This is a genomic window from Thermogemmatispora sp. (assembly GCF_019683755.1).
GTDB lineage: Bacteria > Chloroflexota > Ktedonobacteria > Ktedonobacterales > Ktedonobacteraceae > Thermogemmatispora.
On sequence record NZ_JADGHT010000497.1, the window covers coordinates 1 to 2,560 of the forward strand.

Annotated in this window: 2 protein-coding genes; both read left to right on the forward strand. The window is 58.9% G+C overall.

Annotation, left to right across the window (positions count from 1 at the left end; genetic code table 11):
• The coding region (locus IRZ24_RS19250) for an energy-coupling factor transporter transmembrane protein EcfT (protein WP_297168062.1) at positions 1 to 760 on the forward strand (760 nt) is incomplete at its 5' end.
• Between the two features lie 267 nt (positions 761 to 1,027).
• Positions 1,028 to 1,924, forward strand: coding sequence for a hypothetical protein (locus IRZ24_RS19255; RefSeq protein ID WP_297168065.1), 897 nt, complete (start codon positions 1,028 to 1,030; stop codon positions 1,922 to 1,924).
• Positions 1,925 to 2,560: the final 636 nt, after the last annotated feature.

Sequence of the window (2,560 nt, forward strand, 5' to 3'; positions counted from 1 at the left end):
CTACTATTCTTTGGCGCGCTTGAAGTGGTCAGAGACAAAGCGCGCCTGGCTCTTCATTATCTTCCTCAATGTGACCATTGTCTTCGGAAACTATTTTCTGTCCGGTGGCGCTATTGTCCAGGGCGTCGATCTAAGTCACCAGCATCAGTTGTTCTCGCTGCCGTTCTTTGGTTTTCTCAATCATGCTCCCTACGTTGGTCCGAAGCCGCTGGTCTTCAGCATTGAAAGCATTACCTATATGCTGACGATGGGCCTGCGTAACTTCAGCATCGCCTTCCTGGCGGTGGCTATTCCCTATACGACCAATCCCGGGCAGATCGGCGTCGCTTTCAAACAGATGGGCCTGCCGGACCAGTTTGCCTATGCCATCGATCTTTCTTTCCGCTTTCTGCCTACACTGGCGCGCGATTTCAGTGTGACGCTGGATGCGCAGCGCGCGCGGGGCTTCGAGCTGGATAAGCTGCGCGGCGGCATCTTCGCCAGAATCGCTCGTCTGGCCCCATTAGTGGTGCCCATCGTCATCGGCTCAGTGGTCGGAGCGGAGGACATCGTCAACGCCATGGAGTTGCGTTGCTTTGGCCTGGGCAAACGTACCTGGCTGGCGGAACTCCGTGCCCGTCCGCTGGATCGCCTGCTAATCGTACTGACCATTGTGCTCTTTGTCGTCGTGACAGCACTGAATATCCTGGGCAACTTCTATACAAGTGGCCCATTGCACATACTCCATGAGCAGGGTCTTCCCACTTTTCTCTTCCATTGAGCTTTGAGAGCGGGATCAGTCAGGTCGGGGCCGCGGAGTGGTCTCGCTCTCTCCACGCGCGCAGACCTGAGACAGCCTACTTTGTCCTGCTCCTGGCTCGCGGGGTTGGAGCTTGCGTCGTGAGGCTTCATTGCTTTACTCAAGCGATGGCAGTTTTGAGCGTTGCCCGCGCAGGGACTGCCGACCGAATGGCCCAGACTGTGCCGGGACTCGGCTCGTCTTGCTATGATATAGACGACAGCTTGTTCAATACTCACGAGGTCCCGGATGAGACGCACGTTTCTGACGCGCCTGCGGATCAATGGCTCCTATTATGTGCTCGGGGCGCTGCTCTTGCTGCTCGGGGCGCCGCTCTATCAATGGCTCTGGCTGCTGCCGCAGGGCTATGGTGAGGCCCTGGCCGCCGCGAGCCGTGGCCAATTGAGTCTCTATGTTCTCTGGCTCCACTCCCATTTGTGGGCTTTTGCCCTTTACCGTCTGCTGCAGATCGCCGCCTTTGCCCTCACGCTTAGCCTACCTTTCACACTCTTTCGCATCATCGTCGCTCAGGAGGTGCTGGGACGTGACGAGGAGCAGGGAAGCGGCGAGCCGTTAGCGGGGTCGACAGCTCTGCCCGAAGAGCAAGGGACGACAGACGGCGACCAGGCCGCCACCGACGGCGAAGCGAAGCCGTTGCCGCAGACGGCTGAGGAGCTGCTAGCTGTGCCCTGGCGCGGCAAAGGGTTTGCCATCATCGCGGCCTGGAGTGGGATGCTGGGTCTTCTCTTACTGATTTTGGGCAATCTGGCCAGTACGGTCTATCAGGTGGGAGTGGCGCGCGGTTTTACCGCTGGGACCACGCTGATGCCGAGTTTTGCGCTGGTAGTGGGAGCATGTACCTTGGTGGCCAATACGGCTGGAGGGCTGCTCTTGGCGCTGGCAACGCTGTTGTTCGGAGTGGTGATTACGCGCAGCGGTTTGCAGCTCTGGCCACCGCTCTGGGTGGCCCTGGGTTATGTGGCGATTTTGCTGGCGCTTTTCCTGATAGGGAGCGCTGTCCAGGTGGCCCTGGCACCGGCCAGTGGGCAGGCGTTTTTGACTACGCCGGCTTTCCTGCTCTTCGCTCTCTGGGCCTTGTGGCTGGGCCTTATCTTGGTCCGGCTGCGACCCGAGTCAACTCCCTAGCCAGGGCGGCTGACCACTCGCAGCCGGCCCTGCCTGCCCTCAGGCCCGCGTATCTCGTCCACCTCTGCCACTCGCGCGGTATGCCATGCCCTCTTTTCGCCGCTCCGTGCGCCTTCCTTCAAGATCGCCAAAAAAAGAAAGAAACGGGATATCTGAATCCCCACCACCGCGCCCACAGAGTGGTAGAGCGACTCCCGTCCCCTACAGTATAACCTAAATGCCTCTTGTAACACAAGATATATAGGAGAGGTTGGATATAAGGTACCCCGGGTTCTTTGCCCCTTGTGTTGCAAGGAAGAGCTGGACTCACGACGCTCGGCAAGCGAACCTTGGGAGCCTGTGGAAATAAGGCAGAGCTTTTGAGCGTAACTGCACAAAAGTGCTCACCAGTCTCAGACATCTGTCCCGGTTCGCCGAGGAGCAATTGTTCATCTATTCACGTCAAGCGTCTCTCAATAAGGGGACAGAGCGAAAGCGGGCTGGTCCGACCCGACCTGGCCAGCCTGGGAAGCGTCGTGAGAGAGCGCGAGCGAACGCACTAATGACCAGGCCGGGTCAGCCTCAAACCACGAGGCTAAGCCTCAGCAGGAGGGGTATCTTCCGCATCAGGGCTGGGGGAGGAAGCTTCCCCTGGCC